We start from the raw sequence: 20,586 nt of genomic DNA, 5'->3' as shown, positions 1-20,586 counted from the left end.
TTCCAAACGAAGCTGATTTGCGTTCGTGGTAATTTGGTTAATGCGGCTGGCCGGATCGTTATACCCGCTGGGGCCCACAAACCGGGCGGCGCCCCCGTTGAACTTAACGTTTAAGTTCCCGGTGCTGCTGGAAGAAACGCAATTTTCCAAAGAAGAGAAACACGTACCGGGAAAGTCCAAGGTAGGTTCGGCCGGGAAATTATTGACGACATCGTCCGACTGTGCGCCTTTGCGGCCGTCCAATAACGGAATGTCATAGGCTAAAGCGTCTGACTCGCTTTCGTTAATGCTGACTGTTCCGGCGGAACGTACTTGCATGGACTGCGCCGTCAAGCCCCCTTGGAAAGTTGCCTTTTCAGACACTTTCAAGCGTTCATATTGGCCTAAACGTGCAGGGTTAAAGTTAATGGTTTGGATGACTTCTGCACTTAAGGGCGCAAAAGCCAAAACAAAAAACATTCCTGTCATTATTAAATGTTTCATATTCACCCTCCTTAGGGGCGTAACTGCCTTTTAAACAGCAAAAACAAGACCCCGTGTACCCCTATACACGGATATTTCAAAACCCACTGTAGCAAAAAAAAAAAAACAAGTCAAGCCCTATTTAAACAAACAAAAAAATCCGTTTGGGAAACCCAAACGGATTAATAACAAAACCTGTTTTCTATTTGCTTAGATGGGCAAGAAACGCCAGGGCGTCCTCCCGCGTGAAGACTTTGCCCTCCGCCTGCGCTTCCGCCACTTTTTCCAATATTTCCCCTATTTGCGGGCCGGGCGGAAGATGCAGCGTATCCATCACGTCTTTGCCGTTAATCAAACGGGAAGGCTTCATTTTTTTAGGTTGGTCAAAATATTTGCTAAGCAGTAAAGACAGCACCTGCATATGCCGCAGCGTTTTGCCGATGTTGGCGGTTTTTTTGGCGCGTTCCAAACTCATCATCCGTTCCCCGCTGCGGGGAATAATGCGTTTTAGCTGGTAGTCTGTCACGTAGCTGGTATAATCGGCCCAGCATAATAATAATAAAGGAAGGGCGGCATCGGCCAAATCTTTAAAAAAATGGTAGGCGCCACGGTCTGTAATAACGTCGTTGCTGGCTAAATTGCTGGGGCGCAAATGCTGCCCTATCATAGCGCAAATAAGCCGTATATCCGCCCGGCTGTAATGTAACTTCTCTAAAATGGTTTTAGCCATACGGGCGCCGCGTTCTTCATGATAAAAAAAACGCAGTCTGTCCCCTACTTTTTTGGCGGTGGCGGGTTTGGCGATATCATGCAACAGGGCCGCCATTTTTAGCAAAGCTTTGTTGGCAATATAGGGTTTTAACTTTTTAGCGTACTTAGGAAAAGCTTTATCCAAATGTTCCAGCAAATACTCCATGCGCTTAAATACCGCCAGCGTATGCGAAAGCACCCCGCCGGTACCATAATACACCCGCGCGCAGGAGCGTTGTTCTTCCAAAACCGGGAACAGCGCCGTAAGCAAACCGCTTTTTTCCATTAACAGCAATTTCTCATAGGATTTGGGGGTATTAAACAGGCGGGTAAGTTCTTCCTGTATGCGTTCCCCGGCACTTTGCCAAATAAGAGGGGCATCTTTTTTTATTTGTTTTAATACGGAGACGTCTATACTAAAATTTAATTCCGCCCCGCAGCGAAAAGCCCTCAACATACGCAAAGGGTCTTCTTTAAAAACTTTGGCGGAAGTAAGACGGATTTGACGTTCTTTCACCGCCTGCAAACCGCCGCAAAAATCTATAATTTGGCTGCGGCGCAATCCTTTTAGTAAAACCTTGGTTTGTTTATTTTCTTTTTTAACGGCAACGCAGACCGGCTGGGTAACCGGGTAAGCCAAGGCGTTGAACGTAAAGTCCCGCCGCAGCAAATCCTCTTTTAAATTTTTACCTTGCCAGGCGCACACGTCTATTTGAATCCCTTCCCGCCGGGTTACCAAACGCCAAACGCCAAAGGCGGGGTCCATCTCAAACACGGCGGCATTTAGTTTTTTGCCCAAAGCCAGGGCCACGGTTTTTACGTCTTGCTGGGGAAGGGTTATATCCACATCACTAGACCACCGTTTTAATAAACTGTTGCGCACCGCACCGCCTACATAAAAGGCCTGCGGGGCTACTTCTTTTAAAACGGCGGCCAAACTGACAGACATGGGTTAAAGGGTTTCCTCCGTCTTTACTTGACGCTCGGCCAGTTTAGCCACCGCGTCTTTGCGAAGCTCGCGCTTTAATACCTTTTTAAGCGCGTTTTTAGGCAGTTCGTCCACAAATTCAAAATCGCGCGGACGTTTATAGGTATCTAAATGTTGTTTTAAAAATTTGCGGAAGTCATTGTCCGAAAGTTCCGCCCCTTCTTTTTTAACCGCGTAGCATTTTACAAATTCACCGCCGCGGCCGTCCGGCACGCCGATGATGGCGCACTCCTCAATGGCCGGGTGTTCGCAAATAACGGCTTCCACCTGGGCGGAAAACACTTTCAGCCCTTTGATGATAATCATGTCTTTTTTGCGGTCTTTAATAAAGATAAAACCGTCATCGTCAATCACGCCGATGTCCCCCGTTTTAAACCAGCCGTCTTGGGTAAAAGCGTCCTGCGTGGCCTTGGGATTGTTAAAGTACCCTCTAAACACGTTGGGGCCTTTAATACACAGTTCCCCTTCCTGGTTGCGGGGCAGTTCTTTGCCGTCATCATCCAGTACAATCACGCTTACGGCAGGCAAAGCCGGCCCCACGGATTTGATTTTTTGAAGTTCTTCCGTATTCACGCTTACCACCGGGCTGGTTTCCGTTAAGCCGTACCCTTCCAATATGGGTACGCCTATTTTTTGTTCAAAGCGGTCTTTAATTTCTTGCGTAAGCGGGGCCGCGCCCGATACCGCAAAGCGCACATCTTTAAACGGCCAAAACTGTAAATACAGCCGTTTGAAACCTTTGGCTTCTTTAGACAGCACGGCGTAAATTTGCGGAACCGCCAAAATAAGGGTTACTTTTTCCGAACCCATCGCGCTGAGCCAATGGCTGGCGGGCATGATGTTAGCCACAATAACCACTTTTAAGTTAAGGTATAGAGGGATAACCACGCACGTCGTCCACGCGAAAGAGTGAAACATAGGCAACAGACACAAGAACACGTCCTCGTCGGTTATTTTAAAAATCTGCGCGGCGGAAATTACGTTGGAGGCCAAATTTCCGTGCGTCAACATAGCCCCTTTGGGCAGACCGGTAGTGCCGGAAGTATATAAAATAAAAGCCAAATCATCCAACCCGGCGCCGGGGTTGGAGGTTTCTTCGTGATAAGTGGATTTTTCCACTTCGTCCCAAAATTTAAGAACGGCCGGGTTATCCTGCACGGAAACAGGAATTTCATCCGTGGAAAAAATATACTTGATATCCGGCAAACTGGGCAGCACTTTTACATAATGGCGGATAAACTCCGCCTGCGTTACCACCGCTTTGGCGCCGGAATCTTTTAAAATAAATTCCAGTTCCTCCGGCTTAGTAACCATAAAATTCATGGGAATGCATACCGCGCCCAATTTATATAAACCGAAATTGGCCACTACCGTATCTATGGAATTGCGGTGCGCCACGGCTACGCGGTCCCCCTTGCGGACCCCGTGTTCAAAAAACATATCAGCCGCACGGTCCACTTTCATTAAAAGTTCCATGTAGGTAACCGAACGTTTTGTACCGGTTTCCACCAAAGCGGTTTTATCCGGGAAACGGAAAGCACTGTCCGCCAACGCGGTATATAAATCTTTACGTCTAATCATGCGCTGCACCTCTGTAACACGATAAACTCTCTTTCTATTGTAGTAAAATTAGCCTTGGCGCGGGTCTAAAATATCCCGGAAGGCGTCTCCCAGCAGGTTCCAACCCAATACAAAAAAGAAAATCGCCCCGCCGGGAATAAAAACCGTATGCCAATAGGCCAGCGTATTGCCGCTGGTACCCAACACCCAGTTGCGCGCCATGGCAATCAGCTGCCCCCAGTCCGCCGTGCCGGGCTGGGCTCCCAATCCTAAGAAAGATAAAGAAGCCGCCGTAAGCACAATATAGCCTATATCCAAACTGGCTACCACCACGGAAGGATAAATGGAATTGGGCAAAATATGCCTTAACATAATGCGGGGGCCTCCCGCGCCCAGCGCGCGGGCAGCGGTAACAAAATCCCGCTGTTTAACAGATAAAATATCCCCCCTTACCAAACGAGCGTAGGAAGGCCAAGCCACCGCGGTAAGGGCTATCATCATATTTTTAATATCCGGCCCCAGCATAGCGGCAATTACCATAGCCAACACCAAAGAAGGCACGGCAAAAACCACATCCGTTAAACGCATGATTACTTCGTCTGTTTTTCCGCCGAAATAAGCCGCCGCGCTGCCTACCAAAAGCCCAATTAAAAACGCAAAAAACGTAACGGTAATGCCTATCTTAAACGCAAGCCGGGCCCCCCACACTACGCCGTAATATAAATCGTATTGCTGTTCCGTTGTTCCAAACCAATGGGAAGCAGACGGCGTTTGCGGTTCAATAGCATAACTGCTTTGGGGCATTTGATACGGATTGCGCGCATTATCCACAGGCGCCAATACCGGCGCGAACAAAGCGATAAAAGCAAAAAAACAAACCAGTAAAAGCCCCACTAAAGAAGTTTTGTTTCTGGTAAAACGTTTAAAAATACGGTTTTGTAACATATCATTAGTCCAGCCTGATGCGCGGGTCTACCGCGGTATATAAAACATCTGAAAGCAAATTCCCCAACACAAATAAAACCGCCACCATGAGCGAAAACCCCATAATGCCCGCAATATCCAGCTGCTGCGCGGCAATTACGCCAAAACGCCCGATGCCGGGATATTCAAAAATCGTTTCCACAATAACCGTTCCCCCCAACAAACGGATAAATTGTATACTGGCCAGCGTGATAACGGGAATAACGGCATTTTTCCCCGCGTGTTTATAGGTAATTTGCCATGGGGCCAACCCTTTGGCGCGCGCCGTGCGCACATAATCTTTTCCTAATTCCTCCAGCATACTGGAACGCATCACCCGCACCATTAAAGCAAAAGAGCCGATACACAGCGTAACCGCAGGCAACACCAAATGCGAAAGGACGTCCCCAAACACACGGAAATTTAAATTTAATAAAGAGTCCACCAACAAAAACCCGGTATAGGAGTGGAAGTCCCCCCCGTGTACAATCATATCCGTGTATACGGAATATCCCCCCGGTGAGAACCAACCCAGCCGTCCGTAAAACAACATTAAAAGCAAAAGCCCCAGCACAAATATCGGCAGGGAAAACCCCCCTACCGAAAACAATCTGGCCACCACGTCCTGCCATTTATCTTTCTTTACCGCCGATACACACCCGAACCACACGCCAAAAAACACTACCAAAATAATGGTTACCACCGCCAGCTGCACCGTGGCCGGCAAATACGCTTTAATAGCCTGCCCTACCGGCATATTGGCGCTTTGGCTGTATCCCAAATCCCCTTTTAACGCGTTAGCCAGCCAATGGCCGTATTGCTTAAACACGCTGTCACGCAGGCCATATTTTTGGATGACTTCTTCCAGCGCGCCCATTTGGCGGGGATCTTTAATATATAAGGAAGCGCGCATCTCCGGGCTCAAGCGCTGGGTAAGGAAAAAGAGCAAAAAAGTTACCCCCAGTATGACTACTGGCAATAACAAAAGCCGACGCAAAACATAATTAAACATAAAACGCTTTTTCCTTTTGTTGGTTTTTTATTTTTGGTATTTAAGTACGGTGCCCATTACAATTTTAAAAGCCGTAAAAAAGGGTTTTAATTCCAAATATTCAGCCGTAGTATGGCATTTTTGCACGCCCACGCCCAAATTAGGAAGCGTGAATCCGAAATCGCTCAGCACGTTGGCGTCACAACCGCCGCCGGAAGCGCAAGCGCGCAGCTTTACGCCCTGTTCTTTGGCGGACTGGGTTACTAATTTTACGATGGGCGCATTCTTTGCCACACACACCGCCCCATACCGGCGGGAAGTAACAAATTTAATTTGAGGGCGCAAAACTTTGCCGTCCACTTTTTTTACGAACAGTTTGGCTGCTTTATCAAAACAGCTTTTCATATGGGCAAGCTGTTTTTTTAATTTGGCCTCATTTAAGCTGCGCGCTTCCCCTTTGATAAAAATATCTTCGGTCACTATATTGGAAGCGGCTCCGCCTTTAATAATGGCAAAATTAGCGACGGTTTCTTTGTCTATGCGCCCCAGTTTCATTGAAGCAAGCGCTTTGGCGGCCAATTCCAAAGCGGAAATGCCTTTTTCCGGGCAGACGCCCGCATGCGCCGGCACCCCTTTAATCCATACTTCCACATCGCTTACGCAAGGGCCCTGGATGAGAAGCTCGTCATACTCCTCATTATCCAAGATAAGGCCTTCGCGGCTTTTTATTTTTTTATAATCCAAATTCTTTGCCCCGCGCATACCGCTCTCTTCCGTAAGAGTAAATACTACTTCTAATGGGGCATGCGGAATTTTTTGTTCTTTTAAAGAGGCAAGTACTTCCAAAATAATGGCAATACCGGCTTTGTCGTCCCCTCCTAAAATGGTGGTTCCGTCAGAAGTGATGCGGTCTTTTTTAACAATGGGCTTGATACCGCACCCGGGGGGAACTGTATCCATATGGCAGGATAAAATCATCGGCCGGCTTTTTTTAGTGCCTTTAAAGGAAGCGATAATATTGCCTTTGGCATCTGTTTCATACTTGGAACCGGCGTTATCCACATACACGCTGCATCCTAAAGCTTTTAATTTCTTAACCAATAAATCCTGTATGTTTTTTTCATGAAAGGATTCACTGTCCGTGCGGACCAGTTCCAAAAAAGTATCAACCAAACGTTTTTCATTTACTTGCATGCTTCCTCCTATACGGCAAAAGAGCTTTTTTTATTCTTAAACGGCAAAGCCGCACACGCGCAAAAATGGCCGGGGCGAACTTGCGCAAGAAGCGGCGCAGTGTGACAGGCTTCACACACATAAGCGCAGCGCGGCGCAAACGGACAAGGATGATTTTCCATACCAGGGAGGGCGGTAAGAGAAACAGCCTCCCTCTTTTTTTGACGGACGGGATCCGGCACCGGCACGGCAGAAAACAAAGCCTCTGTATACGGGTGCTGCGGGTTGGAAAACAATTCCTCCGCGGGCGCGTATTCCATAATGCGGCCTTTATACATGACGGCTATCTCATCACACAAAAAACGCGCCACGGCAAAATCATGCGACACAAACAGCATGGAAAGCCGTCTTTTTTGTTTTATTTCTTTTAACAAATTCAAAATTTGCGCTTGCACCGATACATCCAACGCCGATACCGGCTCATCCGCTATTAAAACTTTAGGGTCCAGCGCTAAGGCGCGCGCAATGGCAATGCGCTGGCGCTGCCCGCCGGAAAACTCATGCGGGTAGCGGGTTAAATGCTCAGGAGATAGCCCTACGGATTTCACCAGTTCTTCCAATATTTTACGCCGGGAAAGTTTGTCTTTGTACAAACCGTGTATATCCAGCGGTTCCCCAATAATTTGGCCGACGTTCATGCGCGGGTCTAAGCTGGAATACGGGTCCTGAAAAATTACTTGCATTAAACGGCGCAGCTTCTTAAAAGCGGGCTTCGTTAACTTGCTTATTTCTTTGCCGTCCACTATCACTTGCCCGCTGGAAGCTTTTTCCAAACCTAAAATAATTTTAGACAAAGTGGTCTTTCCGCAGCCAGATTCCCCCACCAAACCCAATACGTGGTTTTCTTTTAAGCAAAGAGATACATCTTGCAAAACGGGGGTTTCTTCCCTCTTGCCAAAGGATAAAAAACGTTTACGCGTATAGGTTTTATATACGTTTTTAATCTCTATCGGATTCACGCTTTTTCCTCCAGCAGCCAACAAGCCGCTTGATGTTCTCTCTTGCCAAAAAGCGGCGGGCGGGTTTGAAAACATCTTTTTTCCGCGCGCTGGCAGCGCGGCGCAAACGGACAGCCGGGGCATTCCTTTCCCGGCACGGGAGGGTTACCGGCAATGGCGGGGAGCAGGTCTTCTTTTTTGTTGATAGACACCAATGAATTTAACAAACCTTGCGTATACGGGTGAAGCGGATTTTTAAAAATAGCCTGCACGGAAGCCTTTTCCATACATAAGCCGCCATATAATACAAGCACCTCATCCGCCACATCCGCAACCAGCGCCAAATTATGGGTAATAAATACGGCAGACATACCGGTCTGCTGCTGTAAATTTTTTATTAAACGCAAAATTTGGGCTTGAATGGTTACATCCAGCGCCGTGGTAGGCTCATCGGCAATAAGCACTTGCGGTTTTAAAGCAAGAGCCATGGCTATCATTACACGCTGGCACATCCCGCCGGAAAATTGAAAAGGATATTGGTCATAACGCCGGGCGGCGTCCAAAATTCCCACTTTTTTAAGCAGGCGTATGGCCGCGGCTTTGGCGCGCAATTTAGAAATTTTACGGTGGGCAAGAATGGTTTCCTTTAATTGTTCCCCCACGGTAAGCACCGGGTTTAAGCTGGACATGGGATCCTGAAAAATCATGGATATACGCGCCCCGCGCAGTTTGCGCAGCTGTCTTTCCGGCAGAGAAACCAAGTCTTTCCCTTCAAATAAAACATGCCCTTCTTCTATATCCGCGGTAGGAGGAAGCAAGCGCAAAAGAGAAAGCGCATGCACCGTTTTTCCGCTGCCGGATTCCCCTACCACAGCCAACACTTTTCCTTTAGGTAAAGAGTAGGACAAGCCTTTAAGCACTTGTACGGTGCCTTCTTCGGTAGAGAAAGAAACGCGCAGGTTCTGCACGTCCAACAAAGCGGAGGAAGAATTCATTGTATCTATTATACCAATTTTATACTTGTATATTAGAAGAGAAACCCCGCCGCGATATGCGGCGGGGTTAAATAAAAATTAATTGTCTCTTGGTTCCGGACAGGCTTCCATCCGTCCGTCCGTACAACAATACTCCGCCGGGGTATCCGTACCACAGAAATCAGTGCATAGTTCCTGTCCGGCCGAATTGATGCCGTGGCAGGTTAGGTCTTTGGCTTGGTAAAACTGCATTAACTCATACTGATACTGCAATTCCCCTTCCGATGCATGGCGGCGCGCGGTGGCGCTGCCTAAACGGAATTCGGTCTCCGGCTCTAAAATAATAGCAAAACCATTTCCGTGCTCTCCCGTTACCACATCCCCCTTCGTATAGTAAACATTACCCTGAGCTCCTTGAGGGGATACGGAAAGCCCGCGGTAATCCGTAGCATACCGGTTAAACTCCATAAATTTATGACGCTGGGTATCCGCCAATGTACCCAATAAATTTTGGGCTTCCGCCATGCGGCTTCTTTCCACCGCTTTAAAATATTGCGGCAGCGCCATAGCCGCCAATATGGCGATAATTAACACAACAACCAATAACTCTACTAAAGTAAACCCTTTACGCATGTTCCCTCCCAACAAATACATACTATGTTTGTCAGTCTATCAAAAAGGGTCTATAACGTCAATCATTTCTACTCCTATTGGGCCGTATTTTTGCTACACTATTAAATATGAGAAAAATCTTTCTTTTTTTCTTGGCCGCTTTATTGTGCGCCTGCGGGAAACACGCCACCGCGCCGGTTACCCTGCCGGACGGATTTACCCTCAACGCACGTATAGCTGATACGCCGGAAAAAATAGAAAAGGGGCTCATGTTTGTTACCAAATTGCCGGAAGGGGACGGGATGCTTTTTCTGATGGATAAAGAAGAAGAACAGGCCTTCTGGATGAAAAATACATTAATTGATTTAGACATTATTTTCATAGGGGCGGACCACGTTGTAAACCAAGCCCATGAGTATGTACCCCATTCTTACACCTACACGCCGGACGCGGAAGTGGCCGTTGTGTATGGTTTTGGGCGGTATGTGTTGGAATTGCCGGCCGGATCTATATCCCGCCACGGCATAGTACCCGGTTCTAAAATTCTATTTACGGCGGAAGAAAAATGAAAAAACTGTGCACCCTTTTATTAAGCCTATTCTGCTTGTGGCAGCCCGGGTTTGGAGACAAAAACGCTTTCCCGGAATTGGAAAAACGCGCACAGGATTATTTGATCGGCCTCATCAATATAGACACTTCCGAGCCGGAACCCAACGAACTGCAAGCCGCCCGTTTTATTTACAAACAGCTCAATAAATACGGTATAGACTGGGATATTTTAATCCCGCGCAAAAACCGCGCCAACTTATTGGCCCGGCTCAAAGGATCGGACCCGGAGCTAGAGCCGTTGCTTCTCATATCTCATTTAGATACGGCCGCCGCGGCGGATAACTGGACCTACCCCCCCTATAAAGCCACGGTAGAGGACGGCAAAATCTACGGTCTGGGCGCAACAGACGCCAAAAATTATACCGCCGTCTATTTGGCTTTATTTACGTGGTTAAAAGAACAGCAAGTTCCGCTTAAGCGCGATGTGATTTTTTTGGCTACGTCCGGTGAAGAAGTAGGAAGCGATACCGGCCTAAAATGGCTGGCCAGCAACCATTGGGATAAAATCAAGCCCGGTTTCGCGTTAAACGAAGGCGGCGGAATTATTGTAGACAAAGACGGGGTGTCCATTGTCTTTGCCGAAGCGTCCACCAAAATGTATATGGACATCAAAGTAACGGCCTATGGCGTAGCCACGCACGCCGCCATGCCCACGGAAAACAACGCCGTGTACCGCCTGTCCCAAGCGCTTTCCAAAATAGCGGCGTACAATCCCCCCGCGCGCATGACACCCACCGCTTTAAAATTTTTCAAAACCATTGCCCCCCTCCAAGATGAGGACGGGCGCACCACCATGCACTTTTTGCTATCCGGCAATGAAAAAAACAGCCAAATGGCCGCGGAAATTATTGCCATAGACCCGTTCTTCCGCTCCCAATTAAAAGACACGGTAAACCCCACCGTTATTTCCAGCGGCAATGACGCCGGCACTTCCGGCGGGGAAGCCATCGCCGTGTTAAACGCGCGCCTCTTGCCGGGAACGGACCCCGACGCTTTCTTTGACGATTTAAAATCTTTGTTTGAAGGGGACGAAAGCATCAGCCTGGAAATTATAGAAAAACCGCAAATGCCGTTCCCGGAACCGATGGACGGCTCTGACGAACTTTTTGTTTCCATAGAAAAAGCGGGCAACCGCCTGGTTCCCCATTCTATTACCGTTCCGGGCATGAGCCCCGCCTCGGGAGACAGTGAATTTTTACGCCGCTTAGGCGTTATAACTTACGGCCTGGGCCCCAATATGGACCCTACCGGCGAAAACCGCACCCACGCGGCGGACGAGTTTATCAGTTTGCAGGATTTGTCCGACCAATTAAAATTTGTAGGCAGCGTGGTGTACGATTTTGCCGCCGGGCAGGAATTCCCCATCAATGACGCGGCTCCCGCCGCCAAAAAATAACAGGACATTATGACAAACACACCCGACACACAAACCTTAGCGCAACTGCGCGCTTTTGCGCGCGCCGAAATAACCGAAAGCCGCATTTACCGCCGTTTAGCCGCGCGGGAAAAGAACCCCCAAAACCGCCAAGTGCTGGAACAAATAGCCGCCGAGGAAGAAAAACATTATGAGCTTATTTATAAAGAAAGCGGCGTAACCGCCCGGCCGGATAAATTAAAAATTTTTATATACTCCCTGCTGGCCCGCGTGCTGGGCCTTACTTTCGCCATTAAACTAATGGAAAACGGGGAACACGGAGCGGTAAAAAATTACTCCCAATTTACCCAATACCCCACCATTTGCGAACTGGCCAAAGAAGAAGACGCGCACGAACAAAAGCTCATCGCTTTAATTAACGAAGAACGCCTGGCGTACATGGGGTCCGTGGTGCTGGGGTTATCGGACGCGCTGGTGGAATTTACCGGCGCGTTGGCCGGGTTTACTTTTGCCCTGCGGGACCCTAAACTCATCGCCCTTACCGGGGCCATAACGGGCATAGCGGCGGCGCTGTCTATGGCGTCTTCGGAATATTTATCCTCTAAGTCAGAAGACACCGGCAAACACCCCGTGAAAGCGGCCCTTTACACAGGGGCGGCTTATGTAATCACCGTAGCCGCATTAGTCAGCCCGTTTGCGCTGATGCACAATGTGCTGGCGGCGCTGGGGGTGATGCTGGGGGCGGCATTGGTGCTCATTGCGGCTTTCTCTTTTTACTATTCCGTAGCCCGCGGGGAAAACTTCCGCCGCCGCTTTGTGGAAATGGCCTGCCTTAGTTTTGGGGTAGCCGGGGTAAGCTTTTTTATAGGATACCTGTTAAAAACATTAACCGGCATAGAAGCTTAAAAACTACTTAAAACAAAAACCCCGGGTTTAAAAACCCGGGGTTTTTTAGGAAAAATGATTTTACAGCTCCATAGTTAAATCTATGGGGCAGTGGTCAGAGCCTAAAATATCCGTCAGTATCTGCGCGCTTTTTACTTTAGGGGCGGAAGGCGCGTCCACCATAAAATAGTCTATCCGCCAGCCCACGTTGCGTTCCCGCGCGCGGGTTTTGTAATCCCACCAGGAATAATGCCCGCCCTCTTTTTCAAACAGTCTGAAAGCGTCTACATACCCTTGGGTAAAAAATTTGTCCAACCAGGCGCGTTCTTTGGGCAAAAATCCTGTTACGTTTTCGTTTTGTTTGGGGCGGGCCAGGTCCAGCTCGGTATGGGCGGTGTTTACGTCCCCGCAAGCAATAACGGTTTTACCGGTGGCAAAAAGTTCCTGGCTTTTTTTCAAAAACGCGTCGTAAAAACGCAGTTTAAAATCTATGCGGTCTTCCCCTTGCCCTCCGTTTGGAAAATAAATATTTAAAAAATAAAAATCAGGGTATTCCAATATCAGGGTGCGGCCTTCGGCGTCAAACTCCTCTATACCTAAACCGGGCGTTACGTTTAAGGGTTTTTCTTTAGCGTAACAAGCCACCCCGCTGTACCCTTTGCGCTGGGCGCTGGCAAAATAGGCGTGGTATCCCTGAGGGAGGGTTAAAGCGGCGGAAAGCTGCTGCGGATCGGCCTTGGTTTCCTGTACGGCCAAAATATCCGCCTTAGACAAAGCCAAGAAATCCAAAAAACCTTTTTTTTCTATAGCCCGCAAGCCGTTTACATTCCAGGAAATAAAGCGTTTAAACATAATGTCCCCCCGGCATAAGCCGCAAGTAAATTGGTATAATAATTATTATAATAAACTTCATAAATAAGGCGGTATCCCCCCTCAAAATTAAACCCGCCGGGAGTAACAAACCATGATTAGAAAAGGAAAGTTCTATTTTACTTCTGAGTCCGTCTCCAAAGGGCACCCGGATAAAGTCTGCGATCAGATTTCAGACGCTATTTTAGATGAAATCTTATCCAAAGACAAAACCGCGCGCGTTGCCTGCGAGACGTACATCACGAGGGGGCTGGTTGTGGTAGGCGGGGAAATTACCACCCGCACCTGGGTAGATGTTGAACAAATCGCCCGCAACGTAATAAAGGACATCGGGTATACCGATTCCAAATTTGGTTTTAACGGCGATACGTGCGCCGTGGTAAACGTAATCGGCAAACAATCGCCGGACATCAGCCAAGGGGTGGACGTAGGCGGCGCCGGGGACCAGGGTCTTATGGTAGGCTACGCCGTAAACGAAACGCTGGAATATATGCCCCTGCCGCTGGTATTGGCCAATGATATTTTGAAAAATTTGGAAAAAGCCCGCAAAACAAAAACCCTGCCCTACGTGGGGCCGGACGCAAAAAGCCAAGTAACCGTGGAATACGTGGACGGCAAACCGCAGCGCGTGGACACCATTGTTCTTTCCACCCAGCACACGGAAGACATTTTGGATAAAACCGGCAATAAAATTACCGAAAAATCCAAAAAAGAAATTGAAGCCGTGGCTATTTTGCCCGCCGTCAAAAAATGGATAGACAAAGACACCAAAATTTACATTAACCCCACGGGCAAGTTTGTCATCGGCGGGCCGCAAAGCGATACGGGCCTCACCGGCCGCAAAATCATTGTAGACACCTATGGAGGCCGCTGCCCGCACGGCGGGGGAGCTTTCTCCGGCAAGGACCCAACCAAGGTGGACCGTTCCGCCGCGTATATGGCGCGCTATATAGCCAAAAACATTGTGGCCGCCAAGCTGGCCAGCGAATGCACCGTTCAAATCGCTTATGCCATTGGGCGCGATGAACCCGTAGGGTTTTATGTGGATACGGACGGCACCGGTATAGTGGCCGATGAGAAACTGGCCGCCGTTGCCAGAAAGATTTTCCCGCTCACGCCGCGCGGCATTATTGAGCACTTTAAACTGCGCAGCCCCATTTATTTGCAAACGGCCGCTTACGGGCACTTTGGCCGCAAAGGCCTGCCCTGGGAAGCCACAGATAAAGTTTCCGCCCTGCAAAAAGCGGTTAAATAATTTCTATCCCGGGTTACTCCGGGATATTTTTTAAAGAGGAATTTTTATGACTAAATCCAGAGTACAAGACGCCAAAAACCGCCATAAAAACGGTTATAACTGCGCACAGGCCGTAGCCTGTACGTATTGCGATTTACTGGGCATGGACGAAAAAACCGCCTTCCGCGCGGCGGAGGCCTATGGGCTAGGAATATCCAAAAGATACGCCACCTGCGGCTCCGTGTGCGCGATGATTATGCTGGCCGGCCTTAAAAACAGCGACGCAAATTTGCAGGCCCCGGCGTCTAAATTTTCCACCTTTGAATTAGGCGGAAAAATGATGGACCAATTTGAAAAGTGGAACACCTCCTGCCAATGCGCCGACCTGCGCGGCACGGACGGCAAAACAGACCGCCTGCGCTCCTGCCGCGGCTGCGTGGCGGACTGCGCCCGCCTGGTGGAAGATTTCCTGTTCCCCGGCCAGTTTGAAAAATACGAAGAACGTTCCCCCGAGGAGGAATAACTATGACAAAAAAAGTTTGCATGATTGTAACCAATGGGTTTGAAGAAATTGAAGCCATCGGCACTTATGCCATTTTGCGCCGCGGCGGGCTGGATGTGGATATTTACAGCTTAGCCGGTTCTGAAGCCACCGGCCGTTTTGGCGTAACCTGCGCTAAATTAACGCCTTTTAACCAAATAGACACCGCCCATTACGACGCGCTGGTTATCCCCGGCGGCCCGCAATTTAAAGAATTGGAGGCGGACGCGCACGTCCAACAAACCATACGGGACTTTATGGACACCGGCCGTATCACCGCCGCCATCTGCGCCGGGCCCACCATCTTGGGACGCGCGGGCTATTTAAAAGGCCGCAAATACACCTGTTTCACCGCCATGAACCAAGACTTTGGCGGAATTTATCAGGAAGATTACGCCGTAAAAGACGGCAATGTCATTACCGGTAAATCCGCCGCCGCCACCATAGATTTTGCCTTTATGGTGCTGGAAGCCGTTGCCGGCAAAGAAACGGCCGACCAAACCAAAAAAGAAATTTATTATAAGTAATTTCTTTAAGCAATCAAAAACATCCGGCCCGCCCAGGCCGGATATTTTTTCAACAAAAAACCCCCGCCCGCAGGCCAAGGGGTTTTGTTTTACATAAACGGAAAAATTAATTGGTAAAACGGTAGGAAATTTCCCGCCCTTCCCAAATAATGCGTACTTTAACGGGGTGGTTTAATTCCCTTTCCTTTACCGCGCCCCAAGCCATTACAATGCGCTCCATTTGCGTTTGCGCACCGTGCAGGCCGGAAACACCCATAATAATTTCTTTCGCGTCCGCCACCGCCGCCACTTGGGCAATGGCGTAAAAAGCATCGTTGGATTGCACCATCACCGGCGTAATAGGCAGGCCGTATTTTTCCGCCAGGAAAATAACCTGGGTAAACAGTTCATGCTCGTCCACCGCGGCGGAGCGCATATCCTGCCGGTAAAGCAAATTTTCCACCGGTTTGGAATACAGCACAATAACGTCGGTATCGTCCGGGTTGACGGTGCGCAGGGTTTCTTCTAAGTGATAAAGATGTTCGGGCGTCTTTACCGCCACCAATACGCGGTTAGGCTGGGATAAATCTTCCAGCGCGTCTTTCAAATCCAAAGACGTTTCCGCATTCACCCTCTCCCGGTAGCCTTCCTCAAACATGGTGTTGGCTTTTTTGGCGTTTAACCGTTCCGAAAGCGTAAACACCGCATATAAAAAGATAGTAAAAGAAATACCCGCCACCGTGGCGATGGATTTGGTAAACAGGTTTACCACCGCAACAGAAAGCAAAAATAAACACAATAATCCCAACCCCACGGGAATATAAAAATTTTCATAACGCACGTTCAGCGGGAATAAGAAATCCCGCTTTTCCCCGCGGCGTTTAAAACGAAGCGCCATAATGGCGGCCGCCTCCAACACAAAACACCACATCACGCCAAAAGCGTATGCTTCACCCAGCAAATACACATTTCCGCCGGAAAGCAAAATAATCACCGCCTGCAGCGCGGCAATCAGGTGTATCACATGATAGGTAGTGCCGTACTTGCGGTGTATTTTGCGGAACCAATCCGTCAAAATGCCGTCTTCGGCAATGCGGTTCATCAGCGCGTTGGAGCCGATAAGAGAGGTATTCACCGCCCCGCTCAACATCACCACGCCGGCCACCACCACCAAGGTTTGCATGAGCAGCTTTAATAAGTTGGGCCCCGCCATGGACATAGCCAACCCGGAAAGCAGATTGTCCCCGTATTTGCTGGCAATTAAATCCGGCGGGATAATAACGGCGGATAAAAAGGTAAGCCCTCCTGTAAAAAGCAGGGCGAAAATAAAAATAAGCAAGGCCGCTTTCTTTAAATTTTGCGCTTTGGGATATTCAATTTCCCGGTACACCTGGGAAAGCGTTTCAATACCGGACAAAGCCAAAATACTGTGCCCAAAAGCCATTATCATTCCTAGCAGCCCCACGGCTTTCATCCAGTCTATTTTTCCGGCCCAACCCAAAGCGTCCGGCGCAAAATGCAGCTTAGCGGGCGGTACATGCGCCCCCTGCAAAGCAATAGTGATAAAAGACCATATGGCCAACAAAAAACAAACCGCCAAAGAAAACGCGATGATTTTGGCGCTCTTAGAGCTGGATTCTTCTATTCCTTTTACGTTCTGACGCCAAAAATATCCGGTAACCAATAAACCAAACGCTACGGAAAATCCCCCTTCCGGCAGATGGAAAGAAAACCCAAACTGCGCCAAAAAAGAATTAAATAGCCCACCCAAATAATGCCCGGCGGTTACGGCGCTGATAGGCCCGGTGAGAAGGAAATCAAACACCAGGGCGGAGGCGGCCAGTTTGGCCATGCGGTCCCCCAGCCCTTCCCGCACAATTTTATAAGCGCCCCCGCGCACAAACAGGGAGCAGGCCTCCAGCTCCAACATAAGCAAAAGCCCCGCAAAAAGCATCACCGCCAAAATGTACCACGGGAAGGCCGGCCCAAACGCGCGCATGGCGAGGCCTCCCGCATAAAACGCGCTGGAGCCAAAATCACACAGCACAATAGCGGCTGCTTTCCAAAAAGGAATAAAGGTTAACATGGCTGTAGTAATTACAACCACTTTTTTAACACGCAAAGGACTTTGCGCAGAAGGTGTAGAAGAAGACATGGCTTAACGATGCCCTTTTAAACGGGCTAAAATTTCTTCCGGGCTGCCTAAAGCAGCCAATTCGTCTATAAACTCCGGCTTAAAGGTTTCCGCCAGGGAAGACAATATCTGCAAATGGCGCTGAAAAAACACCGGTTTAGCCGGAGACAAAAACAAAAACATGGCTTTGATAGACAAATTAGGATTTACCGGGTCCTGCGCCGCATTGGGCAAAACGGCTAAGGCGGCTTTAAAATCGGTAATTTCTTCCAGGCGTGCGTGCGGAATGGAAAGCCCCGTATCCAAAGTGGTACTGATGCCTTCCTCGCGCTTTAACACTTGGGCCAAAATATCGGCCCCGTCCAGCTTGGGGTCCTGTTTGCAAACGGCGCTTACTAATTTTTTAATAAGCTCCGTTTTGGTACTATTTCCCCTTTCCACTACAATTTCCGCTGGGGAAAGCAAACGGCCTAAATTAAATTTATATGGTTCTTTTACTGACATATCTATAGCATTTTTATGTTAACAAATATCTATTCCCCTTGGCAAGACGCGCCAAAAACAAAAAAGCGTTTCCTTACTGCCCGCAAAAGATATAAAATAGAATTAAGATGTTAGAAAGCCTATATAACACCCTTTCTGCCGGAAGAACGCCAGGCAAACAAGATTTTAACGTCTCCAAAATGTTTTCTTTGTTGGAAGACCCCTTTGGCATTTGGTGCTTCTTCCATGCCCCCAAAGAAGAAGCCGTAAACGAAATTAACCGTTACGAAAATTTAAAAGTGCGTACCGACAGAAACGCCCGCGACGAATGGATTAAAGAAGAATTTCCGCAAGTGGTTTTTGTTACCGGGGAAACCGAATCCGAACGTTTTAAAAACACCTTAAAAGCCATGTTGGAAGGCCAAAGCGCCATTGCCAACGCCGTACTGTGGAACCTGCCGGAAAACGTATACGGAAGCATTAACCTTTTGGTAAAAAGCTCAGACGCCAAAAGCAAACTGGGAGGCTGGTATTACCGCATTTTCCAGTTTAAGCGCGCGCATGACTTAAAGGAACATTACGCTTTGCAGGCAAGCCTGCTTAACCGCATTTTAGGCTGCGTGCAGGGCTTCACCCCTTACCAAACGCGCGTATTTTTGAAAGACAAAACCATAGATGTAGACTACCGGGATCATGAAGAACGCCTAAGCCAAGAACTGGCTTTCTGGCGCTTGATACGGGACGGAAAAGCCCGCCCGGAAGCCCATAAACCCCCCAAGGCGGCCAATTCCCCCTGGCGGGTATACGCCAATAAAATAGTGGCCCAAACCAAAGATTTATTGATGCTGCCGGCCTTAAGCGCGCAAATGCGCCAGGCCTTAAAAATTAACGGTATTTTTACTACGGATGATTTAGCCAAGGCGGATTTGAATTTTTTAAGAACTTTTCTGGAAGACCCCTACGCCCAAGACGCGTATTACAATTCCCTGGCTTACCTGCATAACAAACCGGTGCTGCGGGAAGCGGGGCACTTTCCCCCTCCCGTCAAAAAGCGCAATTTGTATTTTGATTTTGAGGCTACGGAAACTTTCACCAAGAATAATGTTTCCTTTGTCTATCTAATAGGCATTTGGGATAAAGAAGAAAACAAATACGTCAGCTTTGTGGCCAAAACGCCGGAAGAAGAAATTCACATTTTTGAACAGTTTTACGATTATATTAAGGATTTTGACAATACCGTTCTGTACCACTGGACGGAATATGAAGTAAAAAAAATGCGCAATTTAGCCGCCAAATACCCTCAGGACGCGGCCAAATTAAACGCCCTGTGTGATATTTGTTTTGATTTAAAAGTAGCCGTAAACAAAGCGTTTTATCTGCCGGCCCCCAGCTTTTCACTAAAAGCGGCGGCCCCGGCATTTGGTTTTAAATGGCGCCAAGACGACTGCGGCGCCATGGACAGCATGGTCTATTTTACCAACTGGCTTAAAACCGGCAATGAGGACCTCCTTAAAAAAGTGCTTATGTATAACGAGGACGACTGCGTAGCCATGCTATACTTGGAAGACAAATTAAAAAACGCGGAAGTATTGGATTTAAAACATGACGCTTCAAATGCAAACGCTTAAATTGGCTTTAGAAACAGCCGGCCGCGCCGTACGCCGCCGCTTTGGCAAAGTGGGCTACCGCTTAAAAGGGGAAGCCAATTTAGTAACGGAAGCGGACCTGGCCAGCCAAAAAGCCGCCATTCAAGTAATAAAAAAAGCGTTTCCCACCCATGATTTTTTAGGGGAAGAAGACGCCCGCAAAAATACAGGTTCCCCCTACACCTGGGTAATTGACCCCATAGACGGCACCACCAATTTCGCCCATACTTTTCCCCAATGCAGCGTATCCGTTGCGCTTTTTTACAAAAACCAAGTGATACTGGGCGGGGTGCTAAACCCCATTACCAATGAAATGTTTCTGGCCCAAAAAGGCAAAGGTGCCACGTTAAACGGTAAAAAAATACACGTGTCTAACGTAAAAAAAGTGCACGAGGCCCTGCTGGTGACCGGGTTTCCCTACAACCGCAACGAAATCATGCCGGAACTTTTACACCGCTTTGAAAACTTCCTGCGCGCAGGGCATGACGTACGCCGCCTAGGCTCGGCCGCGTTGGATTTATGCTGGCTGGCCGCCGGACGCTTGGACGGATACTGGGAACAAAACCTAAACCCCTGGGACGTTGCCGCCGGCACGCTGATACTTACCGAAGCCGGCGGAAAAGTAACCGATTTTAGCGGCAAAAAATGGCCCAAAATGCAGGATTTTGGGCGGCAGGTGTTGGCCTCCAACGGCAAAATACATGCGGAAATGCTAACCACACTCTCCCGCTGAACAGATGTTTCCAAACGCTGATAAACGCTTTTAATATAAAGCTATTTTGCCCGATGTGTGCTATAATGGAAAGTAGAGAACCAGCCGTTTATTGTTCCA

20 protein-coding genes are annotated in these 20,586 nt (G+C 48.5%); 8 read left to right on the top strand and 12 right to left on the bottom strand.

Annotated elements, in window-relative coordinates:
* From ACQY33_RS00360 to ACQY33_RS00320, 9 genes are all read right to left on the bottom strand, one after another.
* On the bottom strand, positions 1-483 hold a 483-nt coding region (locus ACQY33_RS00360), incomplete at its 3' end, for a hypothetical protein (protein WP_428073133.1).
* 181 nt (positions 484-664) lie between these two features.
* Entirely contained in the window at positions 665-2,161 is a 1,497-nt protein-coding gene (locus ACQY33_RS00355; RefSeq protein ID WP_428073131.1) for an HD domain-containing protein, read from the bottom strand.
* A gap of 3 nt (positions 2,162-2,164) precedes the next feature.
* A complete protein-coding gene (locus ACQY33_RS00350; protein ID WP_428073129.1) occupies positions 2,165-3,781 on the bottom strand; it encodes a long-chain-fatty-acid--CoA ligase in 1,617 nt (538 codons plus the stop codon).
* A gap of 48 nt (positions 3,782-3,829) precedes the next feature.
* Entirely contained in the window at positions 3,830-4,705 is an 876-nt protein-coding gene (locus tag ACQY33_RS00345; RefSeq protein ID WP_428073127.1) for an ABC transporter permease, read from the bottom strand.
* A 4-nt stretch (positions 4,706-4,709) separates the two neighbouring features.
* Complete coding sequence (locus tag ACQY33_RS00340) at positions 4,710-5,735, bottom strand: ABC transporter permease (protein WP_428073125.1); 1,026 nt, start codon at positions 5,733-5,735, stop codon at positions 4,710-4,712.
* A 27-nt stretch (positions 5,736-5,762) separates the two neighbouring features.
* Positions 5,763-6,908, bottom strand: coding sequence for a M20/M25/M40 family metallo-hydrolase (locus ACQY33_RS00335; protein ID WP_428073123.1), 1,146 nt, complete (start codon positions 6,906-6,908; stop codon positions 5,763-5,765).
* 8 nt (positions 6,909-6,916) lie between these two features.
* Positions 6,917-7,981 (bottom strand): ABC transporter ATP-binding protein, encoded by a 1,065-nt coding sequence (locus tag ACQY33_RS00330; protein ID WP_428073121.1) that lies wholly within the window; start codon positions 7,979-7,981, stop codon positions 6,917-6,919.
* A complete protein-coding gene (locus tag ACQY33_RS00325; RefSeq protein ID WP_428073119.1) occupies positions 7,903-8,880 on the bottom strand; it encodes an ABC transporter ATP-binding protein in 978 nt (325 codons plus the stop codon). Before ACQY33_RS00325 ends, ACQY33_RS00330 begins: the two co-directional genes overlap by 79 nt.
* Positions 8,881-8,958: 78 nt before the next feature.
* Positions 8,959-9,492, bottom strand: a complete 534-nt coding sequence (locus ACQY33_RS00320) for a type IV pilin protein (RefSeq protein ID WP_428073117.1) — start codon at positions 9,490-9,492, stop codon at positions 8,959-8,961.
* Between the two features lie 107 nt (positions 9,493-9,599).
* On the opposite strand from ACQY33_RS00320, the gene ACQY33_RS00315 reads away from it, so the two are divergent.
* Genes ACQY33_RS00315 through ACQY33_RS00305 form a run of 3 tightly spaced genes read left to right on the top strand, consistent with a single transcriptional unit; the run spans position 9,600 to position 12,361 of the window.
* On the top strand, positions 9,600-10,040 hold the full coding sequence (locus ACQY33_RS00315; protein ID WP_428073115.1) for a DUF192 domain-containing protein: 441 nt from the start codon (positions 9,600-9,602) through the stop codon (positions 10,038-10,040).
* On the top strand, positions 10,037-11,476 hold the full coding sequence (locus ACQY33_RS00310; RefSeq protein ID WP_428073113.1) for a M20/M25/M40 family metallo-hydrolase: 1,440 nt from the start codon (positions 10,037-10,039) through the stop codon (positions 11,474-11,476). Before ACQY33_RS00315 ends, ACQY33_RS00310 begins: the two co-directional genes overlap by 4 nt.
* Positions 11,477-11,485: 9 nt before the next feature.
* A complete protein-coding gene (locus ACQY33_RS00305) occupies positions 11,486-12,361 on the top strand; it encodes a VIT1/CCC1 transporter family protein (protein ID WP_428073111.1) in 876 nt (291 codons plus the stop codon).
* A gap of 60 nt (positions 12,362-12,421) precedes the next feature.
* Here the strand turns inward: ACQY33_RS00305 and ACQY33_RS00300 are convergent, their stop codons facing one another.
* Positions 12,422-13,192, bottom strand: a complete 771-nt coding sequence (locus ACQY33_RS00300) for an exodeoxyribonuclease III (protein WP_428073109.1) — start codon at positions 13,190-13,192, stop codon at positions 12,422-12,424.
* A gap of 112 nt (positions 13,193-13,304) precedes the next feature.
* Here ACQY33_RS00300 and metK point away from each other — a divergent pair, with 112 nt between their 5' ends.
* From metK to ACQY33_RS00285, 3 genes are read left to right on the top strand one after another with little or no spacing between them, the layout of a single operon-like run.
* Positions 13,305-14,465 (top strand): methionine adenosyltransferase, encoded by a 1,161-nt coding sequence (gene metK, locus ACQY33_RS00295; RefSeq protein WP_428073107.1) that lies wholly within the window; start codon positions 13,305-13,307, stop codon positions 14,463-14,465.
* A 46-nt stretch (positions 14,466-14,511) separates the two neighbouring features.
* Positions 14,512-14,967, top strand: coding sequence for a C-GCAxxG-C-C family protein (locus ACQY33_RS00290; protein ID WP_428073105.1), 456 nt, complete (start codon positions 14,512-14,514; stop codon positions 14,965-14,967).
* 2 nt (positions 14,968-14,969) lie between these two features.
* Complete coding sequence (locus ACQY33_RS00285) at positions 14,970-15,512, top strand: DJ-1/PfpI family protein (RefSeq protein ID WP_428073103.1); 543 nt, start codon at positions 14,970-14,972, stop codon at positions 15,510-15,512.
* A gap of 106 nt (positions 15,513-15,618) precedes the next feature.
* Here the strand turns inward: ACQY33_RS00285 and ACQY33_RS00280 are convergent, their stop codons facing one another.
* Both ACQY33_RS00280 and ACQY33_RS00275 read right to left on the bottom strand, forming a co-directional pair.
* A complete protein-coding gene (locus ACQY33_RS00280; RefSeq protein ID WP_428073101.1) occupies positions 15,619-17,577 on the bottom strand; it encodes an APC family permease in 1,959 nt (652 codons plus the stop codon).
* Between the two features lie 72 nt (positions 17,578-17,649).
* Positions 17,650-18,129, bottom strand: coding sequence for a PTS sugar transporter subunit IIA (locus tag ACQY33_RS00275; RefSeq protein WP_428073099.1), 480 nt, complete (start codon positions 18,127-18,129; stop codon positions 17,650-17,652).
* Positions 18,130-18,236: 107 nt separating this feature from the next.
* Here ACQY33_RS00275 and ACQY33_RS00270 point away from each other — a divergent pair, with 107 nt between their 5' ends.
* Positions 18,237-19,736: a TM0106 family RecB-like putative nuclease gene (locus tag ACQY33_RS00270; RefSeq protein ID WP_428073097.1), complete on the top strand. Its 1,500-nt coding sequence runs from the start codon at positions 18,237-18,239 to the stop codon at positions 19,734-19,736.
* Positions 19,711-20,487 (top strand): inositol monophosphatase family protein, encoded by a 777-nt coding sequence (locus ACQY33_RS00265; RefSeq protein WP_428073095.1) that lies wholly within the window; start codon positions 19,711-19,713, stop codon positions 20,485-20,487. The genes ACQY33_RS00270 and ACQY33_RS00265 overlap by 26 nt, the downstream gene beginning before the upstream one ends.
* Positions 20,488-20,586: the final 99 nt, after the last annotated feature.

It is taken from the genome of Candidatus Avelusimicrobium aviculae (assembly GCF_949292495.1).
Lineage (GTDB): Bacteria > Elusimicrobiota > Elusimicrobia > Elusimicrobiales > Elusimicrobiaceae > Avelusimicrobium > Avelusimicrobium aviculae.
This window is presented reverse-complemented; position numbering and strand designations above follow the sequence as displayed.

Bases quoted from the DNA above. Each gene is read 5' to 3' on its own strand.
- ACQY33_RS00350 (WP_428073129.1), bottom strand. From the start codon at position 3,781: ATGATTAGACGTAAAGATTTATATACCGCGTTGGCGGACAGTGCTTTC.
- ACQY33_RS00270 (WP_428073097.1), top strand. From the start codon at position 18,237: ATGTTAGAAAGCCTATATAACACCCTTTCTGCCGGAAGAACGCCAGGC.
- ACQY33_RS00320 (WP_428073117.1), bottom strand. From the start codon at position 9,492: ATGCGTAAAGGGTTTACTTTAGTAGAGTTATTGGTTGTTGTGTTAATT.
- ACQY33_RS00335 (WP_428073123.1), bottom strand. From the start codon at position 6,908: ATGCAAGTAAATGAAAAACGTTTGGTTGATACTTTTTTGGAACTGGTC.
- ACQY33_RS00290 (WP_428073105.1), top strand. From the start codon at position 14,512: ATGACTAAATCCAGAGTACAAGACGCCAAAAACCGCCATAAAAACGGT.
- ACQY33_RS00310 (WP_428073113.1), top strand. From the start codon at position 10,037: ATGAAAAAACTGTGCACCCTTTTATTAAGCCTATTCTGCTTGTGGCAG.
- ACQY33_RS00275 (WP_428073099.1), bottom strand. From the start codon at position 18,129: ATGTCAGTAAAAGAACCATATAAATTTAATTTAGGCCGTTTGCTTTCC.
- ACQY33_RS00285 (WP_428073103.1), top strand. From the start codon at position 14,970: ATGACAAAAAAAGTTTGCATGATTGTAACCAATGGGTTTGAAGAAATT.
- ACQY33_RS00315 (WP_428073115.1), top strand. From the start codon at position 9,600: ATGAGAAAAATCTTTCTTTTTTTCTTGGCCGCTTTATTGTGCGCCTGC.
- ACQY33_RS00325 (WP_428073119.1), bottom strand. From the start codon at position 8,880: ATGAATTCTTCCTCCGCTTTGTTGGACGTGCAGAACCTGCGCGTTTCT.
- metK (WP_428073107.1), top strand. From the start codon at position 13,305: ATGATTAGAAAAGGAAAGTTCTATTTTACTTCTGAGTCCGTCTCCAAA.
- ACQY33_RS00355 (WP_428073131.1), bottom strand. From the start codon at position 2,161: ATGTCTGTCAGTTTGGCCGCCGTTTTAAAAGAAGTAGCCCCGCAGGCC.
- ACQY33_RS00340 (WP_428073125.1), bottom strand. From the start codon at position 5,735: ATGTTTAATTATGTTTTGCGTCGGCTTTTGTTATTGCCAGTAGTCATA.
- ACQY33_RS00305 (WP_428073111.1), top strand. From the start codon at position 11,486: ATGACAAACACACCCGACACACAAACCTTAGCGCAACTGCGCGCTTTT.
- ACQY33_RS00265 (WP_428073095.1), top strand. From the start codon at position 19,711: ATGACGCTTCAAATGCAAACGCTTAAATTGGCTTTAGAAACAGCCGGC.
- ACQY33_RS00280 (WP_428073101.1), bottom strand. From the start codon at position 17,577: ATGTTAACCTTTATTCCTTTTTGGAAAGCAGCCGCTATTGTGCTGTGT.
- ACQY33_RS00300 (WP_428073109.1), bottom strand. From the start codon at position 13,192: ATGTTTAAACGCTTTATTTCCTGGAATGTAAACGGCTTGCGGGCTATA.
- ACQY33_RS00330 (WP_428073121.1), bottom strand. From the start codon at position 7,981: ATGTTTTCAAACCCGCCCGCCGCTTTTTGGCAAGAGAGAACATCAAGC.
- ACQY33_RS00345 (WP_428073127.1), bottom strand. From the start codon at position 4,705: ATGTTACAAAACCGTATTTTTAAACGTTTTACCAGAAACAAAACTTCT.